Source organism: Mycobacterium sp. NGS27 (genome assembly GCF_059813005.1).
Genome location: NZ_JCALDT010000001.1, coordinates 968,213 through 988,158 on the forward strand (window position 1 = coordinate 968,213; position 19,946 = coordinate 988,158).

General features: G+C 67.3%; 17 protein-coding genes. 2 read left to right on the plus strand and 15 right to left on the minus strand.

Annotated features, from left to right (window positions below; translation table 11 throughout):
* Nucleotides 1-10: 10 nt before the first annotated feature.
* Together secA2 and AC5Y30_RS04355 are read right to left on the minus strand one after the other, a co-directional pair.
* Nucleotides 11-2,341 carry an accessory Sec system translocase SecA2 gene (gene secA2 / locus AC5Y30_RS04350; RefSeq protein WP_499916618.1) on the minus strand — a complete coding sequence of 777 codons (2,331 nt, stop codon included), beginning with the start codon at nt 2,339-2,341 and terminating at the stop codon, nt 11-13.
* 37 nt (nt 2,342-2,378) lie between these two features.
* A complete protein-coding gene (locus tag AC5Y30_RS04355; protein ID WP_499916620.1) occupies nt 2,379-4,022 on the minus strand; it encodes an acetolactate synthase in 1,644 nt (547 codons plus the stop codon).
* A 71-nt stretch (nt 4,023-4,093) separates the two neighbouring features.
* On the opposite strand from AC5Y30_RS04355, the gene bacA reads away from it, so the two are divergent.
* Complete coding sequence (gene bacA, locus AC5Y30_RS04360) at nt 4,094-6,013, plus strand: vitamin B12 ABC transporter pemease/ATP-binding protein BacA (RefSeq protein ID WP_499916622.1); 1,920 nt, start codon at nt 4,094-4,096, stop codon at nt 6,011-6,013.
* Nucleotides 6,014-6,130: 117 nt separating this feature from the next.
* Here the strand turns inward: bacA and AC5Y30_RS04365 are convergent, their stop codons facing one another.
* From AC5Y30_RS04365 to AC5Y30_RS04375, 3 genes are all read right to left on the minus strand, one after another.
* Entirely contained in the window at nt 6,131-7,624 is a 1,494-nt protein-coding gene (locus AC5Y30_RS04365; RefSeq protein WP_499916624.1) for an FAD-binding protein, read from the minus strand.
* Nucleotides 7,625-7,685: 61 nt separating this feature from the next.
* Nucleotides 7,686-8,186 carry a VOC family protein gene (locus AC5Y30_RS04370; RefSeq protein WP_499916626.1) on the minus strand — a complete coding sequence of 167 codons (501 nt, stop codon included), beginning with the start codon at nt 8,184-8,186 and terminating at the stop codon, nt 7,686-7,688.
* Nucleotides 8,187-8,321: 135 nt separating this feature from the next.
* Nucleotides 8,322-9,005, minus strand: coding sequence for a TetR/AcrR family transcriptional regulator (locus AC5Y30_RS04375; RefSeq protein ID WP_499916628.1), 684 nt, complete (start codon nt 9,003-9,005; stop codon nt 8,322-8,324).
* A gap of 122 nt (nt 9,006-9,127) precedes the next feature.
* Between AC5Y30_RS04375 and AC5Y30_RS04380 the strand changes: the two genes are divergently transcribed.
* A complete protein-coding gene (locus AC5Y30_RS04380; protein ID WP_499916630.1) occupies nt 9,128-9,583 on the plus strand; it encodes a nitroreductase/quinone reductase family protein in 456 nt (151 codons plus the stop codon).
* Nucleotides 9,584-9,589: 6 nt separating this feature from the next.
* On the opposite strand, the gene AC5Y30_RS04385 is transcribed toward AC5Y30_RS04380, so the two are convergent.
* The 10 genes from AC5Y30_RS04385 to AC5Y30_RS04430 form a co-directional block, all read right to left on the minus strand.
* Nucleotides 9,590-10,267: an Rv1815 family serine proteinase gene (locus AC5Y30_RS04385; RefSeq protein ID WP_499916632.1), complete on the minus strand. Its 678-nt coding sequence runs from the start codon at nt 10,265-10,267 to the stop codon at nt 9,590-9,592.
* 97 nt (nt 10,268-10,364) lie between these two features.
* On the minus strand, nt 10,365-11,309 hold the full coding sequence (locus AC5Y30_RS04390; protein ID WP_499916634.1) for a sterol desaturase family protein: 945 nt from the start codon (nt 11,307-11,309) through the stop codon (nt 10,365-10,367).
* A 39-nt stretch (nt 11,310-11,348) separates the two neighbouring features.
* Nucleotides 11,349-12,065, minus strand: coding sequence for an MgtC/SapB family protein (locus AC5Y30_RS04395; RefSeq protein WP_499916636.1), 717 nt, complete (start codon nt 12,063-12,065; stop codon nt 11,349-11,351).
* Nucleotides 12,066-12,186: 121 nt separating this feature from the next.
* Nucleotides 12,187-12,504 carry a DUF732 domain-containing protein gene (locus AC5Y30_RS04400; protein ID WP_499916638.1) on the minus strand — a complete coding sequence of 106 codons (318 nt, stop codon included), beginning with the start codon at nt 12,502-12,504 and terminating at the stop codon, nt 12,187-12,189.
* Complete coding sequence (locus AC5Y30_RS04405) at nt 12,501-13,898, minus strand: PPE family protein (RefSeq protein WP_499916640.1); 1,398 nt, start codon at nt 13,896-13,898, stop codon at nt 12,501-12,503. Before AC5Y30_RS04405 ends, AC5Y30_RS04400 begins: the two co-directional genes overlap by 4 nt.
* Nucleotides 13,899-14,078: 180 nt before the next feature.
* On the minus strand, nt 14,079-15,317 hold the full coding sequence (locus AC5Y30_RS04410; RefSeq protein WP_499916642.1) for a PPE family protein: 1,239 nt from the start codon (nt 15,315-15,317) through the stop codon (nt 14,079-14,081).
* A gap of 283 nt (nt 15,318-15,600) precedes the next feature.
* Nucleotides 15,601-15,924, minus strand: a complete 324-nt coding sequence (locus AC5Y30_RS04415) for a DUF732 domain-containing protein (protein ID WP_499916644.1) — start codon at nt 15,922-15,924, stop codon at nt 15,601-15,603.
* A 121-nt stretch (nt 15,925-16,045) separates the two neighbouring features.
* Nucleotides 16,046-16,369, minus strand: a complete 324-nt coding sequence (locus AC5Y30_RS04420; RefSeq protein WP_499916646.1) for a DUF732 domain-containing protein — start codon at nt 16,367-16,369, stop codon at nt 16,046-16,048.
* A 55-nt stretch (nt 16,370-16,424) separates the two neighbouring features.
* Complete coding sequence (locus tag AC5Y30_RS04425; protein WP_499916648.1) at nt 16,425-17,828, minus strand: PPE family protein; 1,404 nt, start codon at nt 17,826-17,828, stop codon at nt 16,425-16,427.
* A gap of 68 nt (nt 17,829-17,896) precedes the next feature.
* Complete coding sequence (locus AC5Y30_RS04430) at nt 17,897-19,150, minus strand: PPE family protein (protein WP_499916650.1); 1,254 nt, start codon at nt 19,148-19,150, stop codon at nt 17,897-17,899.
* Nucleotides 19,151-19,946: the final 796 nt, after the last annotated feature.

Here is a 19,946-nt window from a genome sequence, read left to right on the forward strand (position 1 = left end):
GCACCAGGCGTCAGCGGAAGACCCCGGGCAGGCTCAGGGTGGACAGCGTGTCGTCCGACAGCGGGTTGTCGTTGACCATGTAGGTCCAGGTCGACGTCGGCCGCGCCAGCTTGGACAGGTCCAGTCCGGGCTCTTCGTCTAGCACGTTCGCGGTTTCGAACGTCTGCTGGGCCGCCTCGATCGCGTCCGCGGCCAGCGACGCGAACGCGTCGACCGCCAGCCGGTGGAACTCGTCCAACGGGTTCTGCCGGCCCAGCGCCCGCAGGTGGATGCTCTCCCGGATGTCGGCCAGGTACGCCAGATGGTCGGCCCAGCCGCGGTCGAGGTGATAGAGCATGATCTGCCGGCAGATCGTCTCCAGGCGCTGTTCGGAGATTCCGTCGGTCTCGGCCAGCTCCTTGTAGCGCTTGGGCGCCAGCTCGGCGAGTTCCTCACGCGCGGTTGGGGTGCGCAGCAACGTATTACGCCGATCGACGATGATGGCGCGCTGCTGGGCGATCAACTGGTTGTAGCGCCAGGTGTTCGCGTGCACATCCAGCATCCGGCCCTCCGCCACCCGCTGTGCGTGGTCGAGCAGGCCCGCCGCCTTGGGGCTGACGATCTTGCCGTCCTCGTCGGTGTCCGTCGGCAGCTTGTTGTGGTCGAGGTTGGCGGCCACCACGTCGTCTTCCCAACTCGAGAAGAACACCGACGACCCCGGATCGCCCTGCCGCCCGGCGCGCCCACGCAGCTGGTTGTCCAGACGCTGGGTGTGGTGCCGCCCGGTCCCGACGACGTGCAGCCCGCCCAGCTCGGCGACCCGGTCGTGGTCGGCTTCGTCGGAGCCGCCGAGGCGGATGTCGGTACCGCGCCCGGCCATCTGCGTCGAGACGGTGACGACGCCGAACTTGCCGGCCTCGGCGATCACCTGGGCTTCTTCGGCGTCGTTTTTGGCGTTCAGCACCACCGCGGGTACCCCGCGGCGCAGCAGCCGCTCGTGCAGCTCCTCGGATTCGGCCACGTCGCGGGTGCCCACCAGCACCGGCTGACCGGTCTCGTTCACCTCGGCGATGTGTGCGACGATCGCGTCGTTCTTGGCCGCGGCGGTGATGTAGACGCGGTCGGACTCGTCTTCACGAATGTTGGGCTCATTCGGCGGAATTGGGGACACCCCGAGCTTGTAGAACTGGCGCAGCTGCTCACCGGCGGCCAGCGCCGTGCCCGTCATGCCGCACACCGTCGTGTAGCGGTTGATCAGCGCCTGCACGGTGATGGTGTCCAGCACCTCGCCCGTTTCGGTGGTCTCGATGCCCTCCTTGGCCTCGACGGCGGCCTGCAGACCGTCGGGCCAGCGCTGCAGTTGCGCGATGCGCCCGCGCGCGGCATTGATCAGGTGCACCGCGTCGTCGCGGACGATGTAGTGCACGTCGCGCTGCAGCAGCACGTGCGCGTGCAGCGCGACGTTGATCTCGGTCAGGGTGGTGACGACGTGTTCCTCGGAGTACAGGTCGATCCCGCCGAGCGCCTTTTCGACCTTGCGGGCGCCGACCTCGGTCAGGTGGACATTGCGGCTGTCGGCGTCGGTGTCGTAGTCGGTGCCCGCCTCCAACTGGCCGGCCAGCTCGATGATCTCCAGCCGCGGCGTCTCCCGGTGAGTGGTCCCGGCCAGCACGAGCGGCACCAGCGCCTCGTCGACCAGCACCGAGTCGGCCTCATCGATCAGGGCCACGTCGGGGTTGGGCGACACCAGATCGGCGACGTCGGTGACCAGCTGATCGCGCAGCACGTCGAAGCCGATCTCGTTGACCGAGGCGTAGGTGACGTCGCAGCCGTAGGCGGCCCGGCGTTCGTCGCTGGTCGACTCGGCGGTGATCCAGCCGACCGTCAGACCCATCGCCTCGATGACGGGGCCCATCCATTCCGCGTCACGACGGGCCAGGTAGTCGTTGATGGTCACGACGTGTACGTGCCGCCCGGCCAGCGCGTACCCGGCCGCGGCGATCGCGCCCGCCAGCGTCTTGCCCTCGCCGGTGGCCATCTCGATGACGTCGCCCGCCAGCATGCGCAACGCGCCCAACAGCTGAACGTCGAACGGCCGCAACCCGCTCGCCCGCTCGCCCGCCTCGCGGGCGATGGCAAGGAACTGCGGGATGTCGTCGGAATTCGCCAGGTCATCGAGGTTGAGCAGCCCAGCCGCTTTGCGTAGCTGCTCGTCGCTCAGCCCGGCGGCCTCGTCGTCATACTCCGACGAGTCGTTGACCTGGGTGAGAGAGCGGCTGCGGTCCTTTTCGGTGCTGGCGCCGAGCAGCTTCCAAAAGCGGCTGCTCAGCCGGCCGGGTTGAGCGCGGGTCGTCTTAGGCACAGGTCAACGGTACGCGGTGGCCCACCGCGCGGATTCATCACGCGAGGTTGGAGCGGCGTGGATAGGCGACGTCGGGATCGGTGAGCACATTGACGACGGCGGGCAGCCCGCTGCCGAAAGCGCGTTCCAGCGCCGGCCGCAGCTCGCCGGGCGCGGCGACCAGTTCGCCGTGGCCGCCCAGAGCCCGCGCCACCTCGTCGTAACGCGTCCCCGGGCGCAGCTCCGCCACCACCGAATAGCCGTACAAAGCCTCCATGGGGTGCTTTTCCAGACCCCAGATGCCGTTGTTGCCGACCACGGACACCACCGGCACGTTGTGCCGAACCAGGGTGTCCCATTCCATGCCGCTGAAACCGAATGCGCCGTCGCCCTGCAGCAACACCACCTGGCGGTCGGGGCAGGCCAGCTTGGCGGCCAGTGCGTAGCCGGGGCCCGAACCCAGGCACCCGAAGGGCCCGCTGTCCAGCCAGCAACCCGGTCGATAGCTGTCGATCACCCGCCCGGCGTACGACCCGAAATCACCGGCGTCGATGACGACGATCGCGTCCCGATCCAGCATGGGTGCCAGTTCCGCATACACCCGCATCGGGTGTAGCGGACTGCGGTCGTCGGCCAGCTCGGCCTGCTCCTTGGCGCGCGCCGCGGTCTCGGCGGTTCGCAGTTCGCCGATCCAGTCCTGATGGTCGGTCCCCGTGGCCGGGGCCAGCGCCGCGAGAATCGTCAACAGGTCGCCGTAGAGCTCGGCCTCCACCGGGCGCGGATGGCGCCGTTCGGGTTCGGCCCGGTCCGCGACGATGAGCTTTGTCTGCGCGCCGAACACCGCGCCGAATCCGAGCCGGAAATCCATGGGAACGCCGACGATCAACGCAACGTCGGCCTCCCCCAACGCTTTTCCGCGAACACGGGAGAACGCCAACGGGTGATCGGCGGGAACCGCGCCGCGGGCCATGCCGTTCATCAGCACCGGGATCTGGAGTTCTTCGGCGAGGCGCAGCAGGGCCGCTTCGCCGCGCCCCCACCAGACGTTGGTGCCCGCCATGATTACCGGCCGCTTCGCCCCGGACAGCAAGGCGGCCGCCCGGCTAAGCGAGTCACCGTCGGGTGCGGGCCCCGGTGGCAGGTCGACGAGGACGCCAGGCCGGCCGTCATCGTCGGACATGGAAAACGCGTGGTCCATCGGGAAATCCACGAAAGCCACGCCCGACGGGGCACCGACCGCCGCGCGCAGCGCGTCGTCGACGAGCCGCCCCGCCTCGTCGGCCGACTGTGCGGTGGCGGCGAAGCGGGCCAGCGGCGCCACGAACGGCACGTGGTCGATCTCCTGTAGCGAGCCCATGCCCCAGCGCTGCGCCGGGGCCCGGCCGCCCAGCACCACTAGCGGCGAGGCGTTCTGCTGCGCCGCCGCCATCGCGCTCATCCCGTTGGTGACGCCCGGCCCCGCGGTCAGCGCGGCCACGCCCGGCGATCTCGTCACTTTCGACCAGCCCTCGGCGGCGAACGTCGCGGTCTGCTCATGGCGCGTGTCGATCAGCCGGATGCCCTCGTCGCGGCATCCGTCGTAGACGGAGAACAGGTGACCGCCCGATAGCGTGAAGACGGTGTCGACGCCGCTGGCTTTGAGCCGGCGCGCGATGAGTCGGCCGGCATGTACGGTCTGGCTGGACGGAGCGTCGATGCTCATCTGCGCAGCCTATTCGACAACCGCTCGGGTAGCTTGCGGGGAAGTGCCGACCGCAGAAGGAGACGCCGAAATTGGACTCGAAGCTGTTCAAATCGTCCATCGATTGGTCGTCGGCATTTCAGGATTCCCTGCGGTGGCTCGCCATCGCGTGGGTCATCGGTGCCGTCTGTCTGCTGGCCGCGCTGGTCGCCGCCAGGTATCTGACCCCGTGGGGCCGCCAATTCTGGCGGATCACACGCGGCTACTTCGTCGGGCCGACCAGCATCAAGGCGTGGCTGGGGCTCGGTGTGCTGCTGCTGCTCGTGCTCTTCTCGGTCCGGCTCAACGTGCTGTTCAGCTATCAGAGCAACGACATGTACACGGCGTTGCAGGTGGCGTTGAAAGGCCTCGCCACAGGAAACAACGAGGTCAAACAGTCCGGGATCCACAATTTTTGGGTCTCGCTCGGGATTTTCATCCTGCTGGCGGCCATCTTCATCGCCCGGGTGATCCTCGACATCTACCTGACGCAGCGGTTCATCATCGCCTGGCGCATGTGGCTGACCGGCCATCTCACCGACGACTGGCTCGCGGGCCGGGCCTACTACCGGGATCTGTTCATCGACAACACCATTGACAACCCCGACCAGCGCATCCAACAGGATGTCGACATCTTCACCGCGGGAGTGGGCGGCACCCCGAACATCCCCTCCAACGGGACGACCAACACCCTGCTGTTCGGTGCCGTCAACGCGGTGGCATCGGTGATCTCGTTCGCCGCGATCCTGTGGAATTTGTCCGGGGACTTCGATCTTTTCGGAGTGACCGTGCCGCGTGCGATGTTCTGGACCGTCCTGATCTATGTGTTGATCGTGACGGTGGTCGCGATTTGGCTTGGGCGCCCGTTGATTTGGCTGAGCTTCAACAACGAGAAACTCAACGCCGCGTTCCGCTACGCCCTGGTGCGGTTGCGCGACGCCGCGGAGGCGGTGGGCTTCTACCGCGGTGAGCGCGTCGAACGTACCCAATTGTGGCGGCGGTTCACGCCGGTCATCGACAACTACCGCAGGTTCGTCCGCCGGACCATCATCTTCAACGGATGGAACTGGTCGGCGACGCAGACGATCATTCCGCTGCCGTTGGCGATTCAGGCGCCCCGCCTGTTCGCCGGGGAGATCGCGTTCGGCGATGTCACCCAGACCGCTCAGGCTTTCGGCAACATCAACGACTCACTGTCGTTCTTTCGCAACAACTATGACGCGTTCGCGGCCTTCCGGGCGGCGATCATCCGTCTGCACGGCCTCGTCGACGCCAACAGCAAGGGCCGCGCGTTGCCGGCAATTCTCGTCAAGCCCAGTGAAGAGGCGGCCGTCGAACTTCGGGGTATCGAGGTGCGCACGCCGGAGGGCGATCAGTTGGTCGACTCCCTGGACATCCAACTCGACCAGGGCGACACCCTGGTGATCACCGGCCGCTCGGGGGCGGGCAAGACGACGCTGCTGCGCAGCCTGGCCGAACTGTGGCCGTACGCCTCGGGAACTCTGTGCCGCCCGGATGGTGACAACGAGACGATGTTCTTGTCGCAGTTGCCGTATGTGCCGCTCGGTACGTTGCGCACCGTGGTGGCCTATCCGAACTCACCGGACGGCATGTCCGACGAGCAGCTGCACGACGTGCTCACCAAGGTTGCCCTGGCACCGCTGATCAACCGGCTGGACGAGGAGCACGATTGGGCCAAGGTGCTTTCCCCCGGCGAGCAGCAACGGGTCGCCTTCGCGCGCATCTTGCTCACCAAACCGAAGGCCGTCTTCCTCGACGAGGCCACCTCCGCGCTGGATGAGGGCCTGGAATTCGCGCTGTATCAATTGGTTCGGGGCGAGCTGCCGGAGTGCGTCATGGTCAGCGTGAGCCACCGGCCCACCGTCGAGCAGCACCACTCCCAGCAGCTGCACCTGCTCGGCGGCGGCCCATGGCAGCTGGGCCCCGTCGACAAAGAACCCGCGCAGGTCTAGCGCGCCTGCGCTCCCCCGGCCCGTGCGGCCGCGTGCGCTCCGGCGCTGTGCCGTTGCGCGCCTACGCTCCCCCGGCCCGTGCGGCCGCGTGCGCTCCGGCGCTGTGCCGTTGCGCGCCTACGCTCCCCCGGCCCGTGCGGCCGCGTGCGCTCCGGCGCGGCGCCCGAAGAACGACCCTTCGCCCAGCTGCGTTCCGCTCGCGTAGCCCTTGCCGTCCTGGGCGAGGTTGGATGCGCAGGCGCCCGCGGCATACAAACCGGGCACCACGGTGCCGTCGGCGCGCTGCACCTCGCCATCGAGCGTCACCGCCAGGCCGCCGATGGTGAATCCCGAATACATCGCCCGTCCGAGCGACAGATCGAACACGGCCCAGGGCCCGTTGTCCTGTGGCGCAAGGAATTCCGGCTGCTTGTGGAAGTCCGGGTCCTCACCGGCAGCGGCGTGCTTGTTGTAGCGATCCAGCGTGGCCGCGAGGTTGCCCGCCGGAATGCCAAGCGCGGCTTCCATTTCCGCGACCGTCTCGTAGCCGTCGAGGAAGCGGATCAGCGGCATGGCCGGCATCTCGGTGTGCGCCTCGTCGACGATCAGGTATGCCGTCTGGTCGGGCTGTTCCAGCACGAAGGCAGAAGTGCGCGAATGATAGGAGTCCTCGGTGACAAAACGCCGGCCCTCCTTGTTGACGATCACACCGGTCAGCAAGACCTCGGGCGGATAGGCCGCGGCGGTGATGAACAGCTCGTCCATGTTCTTGGTCGCGCCGCCCGCCGAGACGCCCATCCGGATGCCCAAACCGTCGTCGTTGGGGTTGCCCAGGATGTAGGGCGCCACCACGCCGTGATGCTTGGTGCGTCGCTCCTGACCCAGCGCTGGCGTGTGCTCGGCAACCATCTCCGGGTTCATCGCGAATCCGCCCGCCGCGATGATGACCGACTTGGCCCGGATCGCACCGGTGTCGGTGAAGTGCTTCCACGCGACGCCGACCACCGCCCCGTCGTCGTTCAGGACCAGGTTGGTGGCCCCGGTTTCGTAGCGGATCTGCACGCCCAGCGCGTCGGCGCGTTTGAGCAGCAGGTCGACAACCATGCTGGCGCCGCCCAATTCGCCGGGCACCGGCACCGAGTGACCGCGCGGCGCCGGCTTGGCCCGCTCGCAGAAGGGCCAGACCTTTTCATTGCCGGTGTAGCTGAGCCCCTCGGTGCCCGGCGGGACGACGACCTTGCCCGGGTAGTAGCTGCGCTCGAACTGAAAACCCAAGTCTTCCAGCCAATTGAAGTGCTCGACGCTGCCCTCGCAGTAGGCGCGGATCTTGTCGAGCTCGGGTTCGCGCGACACCTCGACCAGATACTTGTACATCTCCTCGACCGAGTCCTCTTGACCCGTCGCCTGCTGGACCGCGGTCCCGCCACCGAGGTAAAAGTGGCCCCCCGCAAGCGAAGTGGTGCCGCCGGCGGCGGCGGCGCGTTCGAGCACCAGCACCCGCGCGCCGGCGGCTGCGGCGCTGACCGCAGCGCAACCGCCCGCGATGCCAAACCCGATCACCAGGACGTCGACGTCATCCGACCACGTGGTCACCTCGCCCGCACTGACTGTTGCCGGTATCTCCGTGCTCACTGGCGCCACTCCTCCTCGTCGCAAACCTGGGGTGCCCCCGCTGCCTCATCGCTGACGGGACTCACCGCTGCTCCTGTTTGATGTAGTCGTAAAACGCCCTCATCTCGGGCGAAACGTATGCGAGCTCGAGATACGGCACGCCCGCCTGCGGCGCTGAGAGGTAGACGAATTGGATGCCGCCGGGCATCACGCCTCGCTGAACGACCGTGGCGCCCTGCTCGGCGCCCTCGGTCACCGCCGTTTCGAGGTGCTCGGGGCTTTCGACCTCCGTGCAGATGTGGTGCAGACCCGGGCCACCATCGGCCAAAAAGTCACTATAGATGTTCTCGCCGCGAAGCGGTTCGATCAGTTCCAATTGCATGTCGCCGAGGTAGCTCAGCGAGATGCTGGCAAAGAAGTCGGCGGGCCGGCCATGGTAGCTACACGCGTCCGGAGCAAAGTGCACATCGGGTATGCGAATCCACTTCCGCACGCCTAACAGGCCGGTGAGGGCCGTTTCGGTGGCATCGAGGTCGGGGGTGACCCAGGCGATCTGCGTCGGTGATTGAACGGGAAGCGTCATCGTCTCGCAGGATAGTCCAGTCACGGCCCCCGCCAGAAAGGGCCTATCCGACTTTGCCGTGGCGAGCCCGTACGGCCGGGATGTCGGCGGGTGAACACGTTCTAATTCTGGGTTGCCCGTGACCATCGCAAGCCGTCAATGCCGGCTCAGGACGTCGACCAGCAGCCGCAGCTGGGCCTCGAAGACGGATTCCGGATCGGTCAGGGTGTCGGCGCCGTATTGGCCGAACACCTCGAGGCTGATGGCGCCCAGCACGCCCGCCCACAGCAGGAAGCACTTGGCCAGGACCTGGTCATCACCGGGAAACCCGAATTCGTGGCGGATCCGTTCGAAGTCGGACGACATCGGTTGGGGGGCAGGATCATTCGTCAGCCGGATATCGCCTGTGGCGATTCCGGCCGCCACCGCGTCGAACAGCACCGCAACAACCCGGGTGCCCACCGCGACCGTTCGTTCTGGGGGTGCGTGATATCCGGGAACGGGGCTGCCATACAACAGGGCCCAGCCGGCCGGGTTCGCGATGGCCCATCCCCGGGCCGCCCGCGCGATGGCGACGACATCGTCGCTCCACAGGTCCCCGACTGTCTCGCGGGCACGATCCACGGTGTCGGCGAGGTCGGAATAGGCGTCGACCAGCAGCAAGGTCAGCAGTTCATCGCGGCTGGACACGTAGCGGTATACCGCCGACGACACCATGCCCAGGTCGCGGGCGATGGCCCGTACCGACAGTCCGGCCGCGCCGCGCTCGACCAGCTGGCGGCGACCGAGTTCGATGATGCGCGCCTCGATCTGCTCACGCGATTCCTGGCGTTTGCCCACGCCGTCAGTCTGGCACAACCGAGAACACCGCTCTTGCCCTCCGTGGCGGGTTGTGGCAGCGTGTTCACAAAGGAGAGCACCGCTCTCAAATGCTCGACCAGGATTCGCTGAGGGGCCGCGTCATGTCCACCCGATACGACAAACCGAACCGGGCCGCCCGCGCGGCGAACGGGGTCATCCGCTGGCTCGCCGAGGCGGGGATCAGCATCGCCGGAACCCGGGCGCTGCGCGTCCGCGGCCGCAAAACGGGAAAGCAACGCGCGGTGGTGGTCAACCTACTGACCGTCGACGGCGTCGACTACCTGGTATCCCCGCGCGGCAACACCCAGTGGGCGCGCAATGTCCGGGCCGCGTCCGTCGTGGAGGTGGGTCCGCGCTGGCGGCGGCGGCGCATGCGGGCGGGCGTGCTCGACGACGCGGCTAAGCCCGAGTTGCTCCAGCGCTATCTGGCCAGGTGGTATTGGCAGGTCAAGGGTCATGTCGCCGGGTTGACCCCGGACAGCACCATCGAGCAATTCCGCGCCGCCGCGCCGTCGATTCCGGTGTTCGTGCTGACCCCGGCGGGCCCCGCGGGCTGACCGCCCCTAATGCGCGTTGTCGCGCGCTCCCAAGTCCTCGCGAGCCTCCTGGGTCGTGGCCCCCCACGACACTGCGGCCGGAAAATCGCCCCACACGCTGTTGAAGATTCCGACGAGCTGTCCGGGGCCTCCGCTGGGCGCCAGGTAGACCGGTCCACCCGAATCGCCGTTGTGGCTCTGCACGCCGTGCGACATGGTGAACCAGCCGTTGTTCACGCTCTCCACCGTCCCGCAGGTTTCCCCGGTGATCACGCCGAAATGGCAGACGGGCTGACCCGGCGCGAGCGCGAGACCCGGGTCCGAGAGCAGCGGACGACCGCCCGGCAGGATGTTGTTCGCCATGACGCTGTTGTCCAGCACGATCGCTTCGTAATCGCTGATCGTCTGGCTCGTGGACACGGTAGTTCCGGACGGGGTGTTGTCCCGGAAGGCCGCCATCTGGCCGATGACCGCGCCGCCGCGGTCGGTCACCACTCCGCTGCCGCCCCGGCAGTGTCCCGCGGTGAAGGCGACCTTCAGGGCGGGATCGACATATCCCAGCGTGCACACGCGGTTGCCCTGGCGTATCTCCATGCCCGGGTACACGACGACGTCGGCATGCGCCGGCACACCTGGCAGCAAGGAGGCCAGCGCTGCGACAGCTGTCGACGCCGCGAATGCGCGCCTTGCCAGACGACGATGCACCCTGAACTCCGATCCATCGGGCCGATACCGACGGGAGGCCGAGATTACGGCGTAGCCGTCCTCCCCGCTCAGCTTTTCGCGACGGCCTGCGCGAATGTTACAGCGAGGTCACGACCGGGCTGGTGGCAGCGGTTTGGCGGGCCGCCCGCGGCAGCCAGCCGGGCGGGCCGAGCACGTAACCCAACCGGTCACGCAGGCGCCGTGCGGATCGCCAGTCGCGGGCGATCGCGACGTATTCCCGGGTCTGCAACGTCCAGATGTTGAACGTATCCACGCGTTTGGTGAGGCCATAATGCGGCCGGAACAGCTCGGCCTGGAAGGTTCCGAATAGCCGGTCCCAGACGATGAAGATGCCGCCGTAGTTCTTGTCGAGATACTCCTTGTCCATTCCGTGGTGCACCCGGTGATGCGACGGCGTATTGAACAGGAACTCGAATGGCCGCGGCAGCTTGTCGATCCGCTCGGTGTGGATCCAGAACTGGTAGATCAAGTTCAGGGAGAAGCTGAAGAACACCATCCACGGTGGAATTCCCAACAGCGGCAACGGGATCCACATCAGAATCTCGCCGCTGTTGTTCCACTTCTGGCGCAGCGCCGTGGCGAAGTTGTAGTACTCACTGGAGTGGTGGGCTTGGTGCGTCGCCCAGATCAATCGGACCCGGTGCGCGATCCGGTGATACGCGTAATACAGCAGGTCCACACCGAGAATCGCGATCACCCAGGTGTACCAATGCGTCGCCGATAGGTGCCAGGGCGCCAGGTACGCGTAGATCGCGGCGTAGCCCAGCAGCGCCAGGGTCTTCCAGCCGGCGGTGGTCGCGACCGACACCAGTCCCATCGAAATGCTGGCCACCGAGTCGCGGGCGAAGTGCGCCCCCGACGGCGGTCGCGCCGGGTCGGCGGCCTCGGCCGCCAGGTGTTCCAGCTTTCGGGCCGCGGTCCATTCGAGGGTCAACAGCAGCAGGAAGAACGGGATGGCGAACAGCACGGGATCGCGCATCTGCGGCGGCAGCGCGGACAGGAAGCCGGACATGGCACTCACACCGGTAAGACTACGACGCGCCCGGGGGCCTTTTCGCCCTCAGCGCCGATCGTCGGACTGCGCTTCGTCTCCGGCATACCACTGCACGGCGCGGACGCCCGGGAGCAGCGACAGCTCGGCCACCAACCGCTCCAGACGGGCCGGGGCGTCGCCGTTCATCAGCAGGTGAGCGGTCAGGGTGACCTCGTCGCCGGCCGGGGTGCCGGTATGGATTCCGCGAAGCGTGATGTCGTTGCTGCCGGCGTGCTGGACGATCTGGGCCCGCGCATACTTCTCGTGTTTGGCGCGGCAGACGACCTGCACGAGGTAGGGCAACAGGCTTTCGTCTTCTTCGGCACTGTTGTCGCGGTCGATCAGCCGGCCCAGCGGGCGCCCCAGCAGATGGATGCCGATGACGGTGCCGGTGCCGATGAGCGCGAACACCAGGTGACCGGACGCCGCGAGCACGCCGATCGCCGCGGAGCACCACAGGGTGGCGGCGGTGTTGAGGCCCCGGACGTTGACGCCCTCTCGCAGGATCACCCCGCCGCCGAGGAACCCGATGCCGGACACGACGTAGGACGCGACCCGGGTGGGGCTGGTGTCGGAGGTGGCCGCCGCGTAGAGGACGAACAGCGTCGCCCCGCCGGCGACCAGCGCGTTGGTGCGCAGGCCGGCCCGCCGGGCGCGCCATTGCCGTTCCAGGCCGATCAGCGCGCCGCAGCCCACGCCGACCCCCAGCCGGAGCACGAAATCGAGGGCGCTCAGCGTCTCCAAAGGCTCGCTCCTTCCCGGGTGCAGACGGCGAAGGGAGCTAACCAAATGTGGGTTAACGGCAGGTGGAGCCCGACCGAACCGCCGGCGTCGGGGGCATCCCCGGCGCACGGCGAGTACCTGGCTAACCGGTTTTGGGCGTCAGGTGGTGGGGGCAGTAGGCGCTCGATGCGAGCGCCGCGAATTGGGCCGCGCCGTCCATCGTCATGCCGGGGTTTTGCTCCTTGATGTCACTGACAACCTGCAAACCCGTTTCGCCCCTGCCCATTAACCCGCACACGGCTTTGGCTGAAGCGATGACTTGGCTGGGGCTGCTGTAGGTGATGCCGGAATTGCTGAGGTTGGCCAGGAACGCCGCGTCGTCGCCGTCTGGCTCGGCGTGCGCGAGCGCCGCGCAACCGCACACGCCGAAAGCGCCGAGCAGCGCAACTAGGCGCTTCATACCGGCCCCGCCTTTCCATGCTGGGCGTCGGGCAGGGTCACCGAGGGCTTGTCTCGGCTGGACACGTGCACCGCATGGATGCCGGGCTTTTTCGACAGTCGGTCGAGTAGAGCGTCGAGTCCGGCCTTGTCGACATTCCAGTGCTGCACGGCTTCGGGCTGCTTTTGCAGCTTCGCGATCACGTCGTCGAGTTTGACGGGCGCCGCGGCCTTTACGGCACCGCCGGCGCGGACGCGGGCACCTCTGCCGCCCAGGACTTCCGGCGTGACGGCGCCGACGGCGCCTCCGGTCAGGCTTCCCAGCGCCATCTGACCGAGCAGGCTTCCCGGGATCGCCGCCGAGGGGGCCGCGGCCAGACTGGCGGTCGGCAGGCTACTGGCCAGCCGGATTGCCGGCGTCGCCGACGCCCACGTCGGCGGCACCGAGAACTTGCCCACCACGTTCGCCTCGCCCACGCCCGCCGATACCGCGCTGGTCAAGCCCGCGCCGGCGGAACGCACGCCGAGCCCGGCACCCAGCGCGGATTTCGGGATGTCCAACCCCTCGACCGGGAGCTTGTAGAACATCTTGAACTCGGTCATGGCGAGGTTGATCGGGCTCATGCTGTCGTTCGCGACCGTGCTGAACCGGCCGATGTCGGCGAGGATCCCGAAGGTGTTCTGCCACGTCGCCCCGGCCAACGGCGAACCGGTGATGCTGTTGAGCACCCCGTCCCAGAACTCCATGTAACCGCGGGAAGCGTTGCCCAGGGCCTCGAGCAGCTCGCTGATGCCTGACGTCGGAGCCGCGGCCGCCGCGGCGCCACCGGTACCGCTGGCCAGGGCGCTGGCCTGGCCCAGCGCCGCCGACTGGGCGGCGATTCCGGTTGCATTGGTGGTCTGGGGCGGCTCGGCGAAGGGGACTAGTCGCGTCGCGGCCGCAGACGCGCTGGCGTAGCCGAACATCGCGGCGGCGTCCTGCGCCCACATTTCGCCGTACTCGGCCTCGGTGGCGGCGATCGCGGCGGCGTTCTGCCCGAAAGCATTGGTGGTCAACAGCATTTCCAGCCGTATGCGGTTCGTCGCGATCGCGGCCGGCGGCACCACCGCCGCGAAGGCGCTCTCGTATGCATTGGCGGCCGCGGCGGCTTGGGCACCCGCGTTCTTGGCCTGCGCCGAGGTCGCCGACAGCCATGCCACGTAGGGCGCGGCCGCGGCGGCCATGGCGAGCGCCGACGGGCCGGCCCACGCCTCGTTGGCCAGGTCCTCGACGATCGTGTGGTAGGACGCCGCCGCGGACTGCAATTCGGCGGCCAGCGCGTCCCACGCGGCGGCGGCCGTCAACATCGGTCCCGCCCCCGGGCCCAGGTACATCCGGCCCGAGATCATTTCGGGCGGCTGCAGTGCGAAGTTCATCGTCATGCCCTCCCCGCGCCGCCGGAGCCGGTGGTCGCCTCAGGCGACCGGGCGGCGCTCGCCAGGATCCCGGCGATCGCCCCGTGCGGTGCCGGCGGTTGCGCCTGTGCGGTCACAGAAAGCACGGGTGGTCCGGTCGGTTGGCTCAATGCCGCTTGAGGTCTCATGCCCAACACCCGCTCAATCCGCCGGCACCACGATGATCGTGGCCGTGGTGGCGACGCCATCGGCCGCCGCCGCGGCGATTCCGGTGGTGCCATTGCTGACGGGGCGCACACCGGCGCCCGCCAAAGTACGTCCGGCCAGACTCGCGGCGGCCATCTCGCCGAACATGACCCCCTGCGACGTCGCCGGAATCGGCTGTACGGCACCCAGACTCGTGCCCGGCAGCACCGAGGCGACGGTCCTCAGCACAGGTGCGGCGGTGGCCCAGCCCTGCGGGACCGACAGCGATCCGACCATTGTCGCGCGGCCCATCGATCCCGTCACGCCTCCTATCTCGGGTGTCACCGCCGAGATGTAGCCGCCCCGCAACGGCGCCAGCGGCGACAGCCCTCCGGCGATGGCCTTTCCGCCTCCGAGCAGTTCGGCGACGCCCGGCGCGTTCTGAGCCAGACCCAGGGCCTGCAGGGACAGCAGCCACCAGCCGCCGGGCAGGATGATCGCCCCGATGGGGCTGTAAGCGCCGGTAAGCGCGGCGAAAAATGGCCGGAGGGCGGCCGTGATCGGGTAGATGGCCTCGATGATCGATGCCGCCGGCGTCGCCGCCGAGGGGGTCGTTGCCAGGGCTTGCAGCATCGTGGGCGCTGCGTTGATCAGCGTCGACAGCTGGGCTGGGAGCTCCGATGCTGCGCTTTGTGCCACCGCTGCGGATTGTCGTGCCATCCCGAACGGATCGGTGGTCTGCGGCGGCTCCGTAAAGGGCGTCAGCTGCGTGGCCGCTGCCGACGCGGCCGCGTAGGCATACATCGCCGCGGCGTCCTGGGCCCACATCTCGGCATACTCGGCTTCGGCGGCCGCGATGGCCGCGGTGTTCTGGCCAAGGAAGTTGGTGGCGATCAGCGTCATCAACAGGCTGCGGTTGGCGGCGATCACCGGCGGGGGCACCGTCGCCGCGAACGCCGTCTCGTAAGCTGCGGCAGCGAGTTTGGCCTGCATCGCCGCCTGCTCCGCCTGCGCAGCCGACGCGGTCGCCCACGCCAGGTACGGGGTGACCGCGGCACTCATCGACGTCGCCGCCGGTCCTGACCACGACCCAGCGGTCATGCCCAGGATCGTCGAGCTGTAGGCCGCCGCGTAGGAATGCAGTTCGGCTCCCAGCGCATCCCATGCCGCGGCCGCGGCAAGCAAGGGCCCCGCTCCGGCGCCCACGTACATCCGTCCTGAATTGACCTCTGGTGGCAGCGCCCCGAAGTCCACCGTCGCCTCCGTCCTCCTCTGGCGCCAGGGTAGGGGCGTATCTGCGACCAGCCCGCAAATGAGCTGCGGCTCAAATGAAATTCATGAGATCTGTCAAGCGGACATATGTATGTTTCATGTGCTCGCTGACAGTGCGGCTTAGCGTCGTTCGGCGGAGAGCTGCCCGGAATCACGTTTGCATCGCCTTTTGGCGGCGACACCGGCGCGCCCTCTTCTCACCGGGTAGCGCGGCCGCACCGGGTTCCTGCGCAGCGAATCCGGCCCGTGTGCAACAACTCTGGGGCTAGCGGCTGTTAAGTTGCTGCGGGCAATAGAATTTCGCCGCGATCGCCAAGAAGGATGTCGCGTGCTCGTTGGTGAGTCCGGGGTTTTGATTCTTCAGTTCGTCGACCATTTGAGGGCCGAATTCGCCGTCGCTCATGGATACGCACACCGATTTGGCGAACGTGATCGCCGCCTCGGGGGTCGAGTAGGTGATGCCCGCGCTCCGTAGCGAGGCAAGGAAACCGGCCTCGTCGCCGCCGGGTGTCACCGGGTCGGCCTGCGCGAGCGGAGCCATTCCGATCGCGGCCGAAATGCCAACACTGAGCGCCAGCAGGAGTCTCATGACTCGTGAGCGTGCCATGTTCCGGCGTGGTTCGCAGCGTGGGGCGGTCCTTGGCAGTTACCTTCAGCGGCAGAGCGTTCGAGCTCAGCGGTGTCCGCGATCTGCACCCGCAGGCCGCGGCTCACGCCTTGGAGAGCTGTTGAGGGCAGTAGTACTTCGCGGAAAGCACAGCGAAGTTCGACGCCATCTCCATGTCCATTCCGGGATTGTGCGATTTCACGTCGTGCACCAATTCCAGGCCGGACTCGCCGTTGTTCAGGCAGGAGCACACCGCCCTTCCGGCGGCGACGGCCGAACCTGCGCTGTTGAAGCTGAAACCGGCCTGCTGCAGTGCGGCGACAAAGCCTCCGTCGTCGCCGTTCGGCGCAGGCGGAGGGTCGGCGTGTGCCGGTGCGGCGAGGCCGGCCACCGCCAACACGCCAAGTGACGCCAGTAGTCGTTTCATCTTTACCCTTTCCGTTGTGCGCTGGGTGCGGGGATGGACTGGTTTGCGTTGTCGCTCAACCTATCTGGGTGTTGGTCGGGACGACCTTCGATTTCTCGCCCTTCTTCAGGTGCACCGCGTGGATGCCCGGCTTCTTGGCAAGCTGCTCGAGGAGTGCGTCGAGATTCTCTTGATCGACGTTGTGATGCTGTACGGTGTCGGGCTTCTCCGAGATCTGTGCGACAAGGCGTTTCAGCTGTTCCGGCGATTGCTTGTCTTTGAGGTCTTTGATCGGAGTCATCCGGTTACGCACACCCGCGCGCGCCACGGTCGGACCGCCGGAGCCCACGGCGCTGCCCAGCATCCCGGCCAGTCCCATCGAACTGAACAGGCTCCCCTGGCCCAGCGCGGCCGCGGGCACCGCCTCCGGCCCGGCCGCCGACAGCGCGGCCGCGACGGTCCTGATGGCTGGGGTGGACGTGGCCCAGCTCGGCGGGATCGACAGCTTGCCGACCAGGGTGCCGGCGTTGCCCATTCCGGCGATCGGGCTGATCGAGCCGTACAAGGTGCCGCGGCCGAAACCCAGCGCACCCAGCCCCGCGCCCAGCGCGTCTTTCGGCAGCGCCCCGTAGCCGACGGGCGGGGCGAACTTGAGCCATTGTGACAACGGGAAGTTGATCAGCAACCCGATGTCGTTGAACTGCGTCGTCAGGCCTAGCGGCACCTTCACGGCGTTGTACATGGCGGTGTAGAAGCCGGCCCCGCCGGGGACGGTGTTGAACAGATCCGTCATGAACGTCTGGTAGAGGTAGGCCAAGTTCGCCGGCGTGGAAAAGGGCCCGCTGTACGGCAGGGTGGTGGTCGCCGCCGATGCGGCGGTGTTGGCGACATTGGCGGCCGGGGTGCTTGCCGCCGAACTCACCGCGGCTGCTTGCATCGGCTCTGCGGAGTCATTGGTGGTCTTGGGTGCCGGGCTGAATTCGGTCAGATTGTTGGATGCGGTCGCCGACGAGGCGAAGTACGTGTCCATCGCCGTGGCATCCTGAGCCCAGAACTCGCTGTATTGGGCCTCGTTCGCGGCTATCGCGGAAGTGTTCTGCCCGAACAGGTTTGTCGCCACCAGCTGCGCGAGCAGCGCGCGATTCTCCGCGATCACCGCGGGCGGCACGTGCGCGGCGAATGCCGTCTCGTAGGCGGTGGCCGCATCGATGGCCTGGGCGGCGGACTGTGCGGCCTGCGCGGCGGTCTGCTGCATCCACGCCACGTACGGCGCGGCCGCGCTCACCATCGCAATCGAAGACGGGCCCAGCCAGGGCCCGGCCGTCAGGCCCGACAGCACCGACGAGTACGACGTTGCGGTGGACTGCAATTCGGTGGCCAGGTTCTGCCATGCCGTCGCCGCAGCCACCAAGGATCCCGCTCCCGGTCCGCTGTACATCCGGCCCGAGTTGAATTCCGGCGGAAAGGCTCCGTAAAACATCTGTGGTACCCCCTACCTGGCTGCCTGGGTCGACAGCGCTTGGCTGCCATACGGTTTGGTCATCGCGGTCACTCCTCGACGTAAGGGATCACGATGATGGTGGCCGCGGCGGGGTCAGCCTCGGCGGCCACGCCGCCCAGCTGGCCCGCCGTAAAGGCGGCGCCACCGACGGGCCGAGTTGCGGCGGCCGCGACGGCGCGTCCGGCCAGGCTGGACAAGACCATCTGGCTGAACGCCCCCTCTTCACCGGCCATCGCGGCGGCCGCCGCCGTGCTGGACGGTAGCGCTTGCGAGAGCGTTCGGATCGCCGGGGCGGCTTCGGTCCAGCCCTGCGGCACCGACATGCTGCCCACCACAGCGGCTTTGCCCATCGACCCCGACACCTGCCCTGCCCCCACCGCGGAGCTGAGCATGGGCTTGGCGGCGTTGGCGCCACTGGTCAGCGGCGCCAGCGCCCCGGAAATGGCTTTCGGCCCAGCCAGATACGCGGCCGCGCCCTGACCGTTCTGTCCCCAGGCATACGCCTGGCCGAACGACAGGAACGGGCCGCCTGGGATGGTGCTCCACGACTGGGGCGAGAAGGGCCCGGTCAGCACCGACCAGAATTCGTTCCAGTTGGTGATGAAACTCGGCACGGTGAGTCCGCTGCCCGATGAGGGATCGGCCGCCGTTGTCGCGGCTTGTACCGCCGGCTGCGCGGTGGTGCTCAGTTGTGACAGGTGGCTGACGGTATTCCCGCTGGACTGTCCGGTGCTCTGGGCGACCGCGGCCGCTTGCGAAGGAGCGGCCGAGTCGTTGGTGGTCCGCGGTGGTTCGGCGAACGGGGTCAGCTGCGAGGCACTCGCCGACGACGCGGCGTACGAATACATCGCGGCGGCGTCCTGCGCCCACATCTCCATGTAGTGGGCTTCGGTGGCGGCGATCGCCGGGGTGTTCTGGCCGAGGATGTTGGTGGCGACCAACATCGCGAGCAACGCGCGGTTGGCGGCGATGACCGGCGGCGGAACGGTGGCCGCGAACGCGGCCTCATAGGCGCCTGCCGCGAGTTTGGCCTGAGCACCCGCCTGCTCGGCTTGCGCGCCGGTGGCGTGGATCCACGCCACATACGGTGCCGCCGCGGCCGCCATTGCGATGGATGAGGGGCCCGTCCACGGACCCGTCACCAGGGTGTCGATCGTCGAGCTGTAAGAGGCCCCGGTGCTTTGCAGCTCCGCTGCCAATTCGTCCCAGGCCGCGGCCGCGGCCAGCAGCGGCCCGGATCCCGCTCCGACGTACATCCGGCCGGAGTTGAATTCCGGCGGAAAAGCCCCGAAATCCAACATCTAAGGCCTCCGGTCCCAGTTCTGGCCGCCGCGCTGGGCACGGGTCGCCGGCCCCGGCATCGACACGGACGCACAATTCATCGAATGTGTCACCGGATACATGCGTGGATTCCGTGTGTTGCAGATAACAAAGCCATGCCGCTCCTAGCTCTGAATCGGCGCCTAAATGGCGTGCGAACGACTAGTCAAGCCACGCTGCTGTTGTTCCGATAATCGTGCAGGCCGCTTATTCAGCCAACGTTCCCGCCAGGTAAACCTTTGTAAAACAAATGTGTTCGCGAGCCCTTGACCCGTGTGAGTCCGTTGAACACTGCCCCTGAGGTAATGGCGTGAATCACGTCGTAAACGGCAGGTGAGCAGCTTCCAGCGCCGGATCCACACAAATTAATTCTCGGATCCGGAAATTCGGCGGTTCTTCATACGAGTCGGCGACTCAGCCGACTCGATAAGTTAGATCAGTACTAAAAGCTCTCGTATCCGCTGGCGAATCGTGGAAACCTCCTATACCGGCGCAAGAAAATGACTAAGGCGTATATTTATTGGAATCGCATTTCGTGGCCGCTGCGATTTCACCGGTAGCTTTTCGGCGCTGCCGCAGAAACTGTTGAACCTTCAGTCCAGCAGTCGGTCTGCTCGCAGATCGCCCGGATATTCTTCAGCCGACGTATCGACATCGCCGAGCACGTATTTGATCGTCATACCGGTCTCCTCGGGTTCACCTATACGAGTAGACGCGGCCAGTCTGGCGTAGCACTGATTAGCTACTGGCAGTTTCCTGGAAGGCCATTTTCGCAGA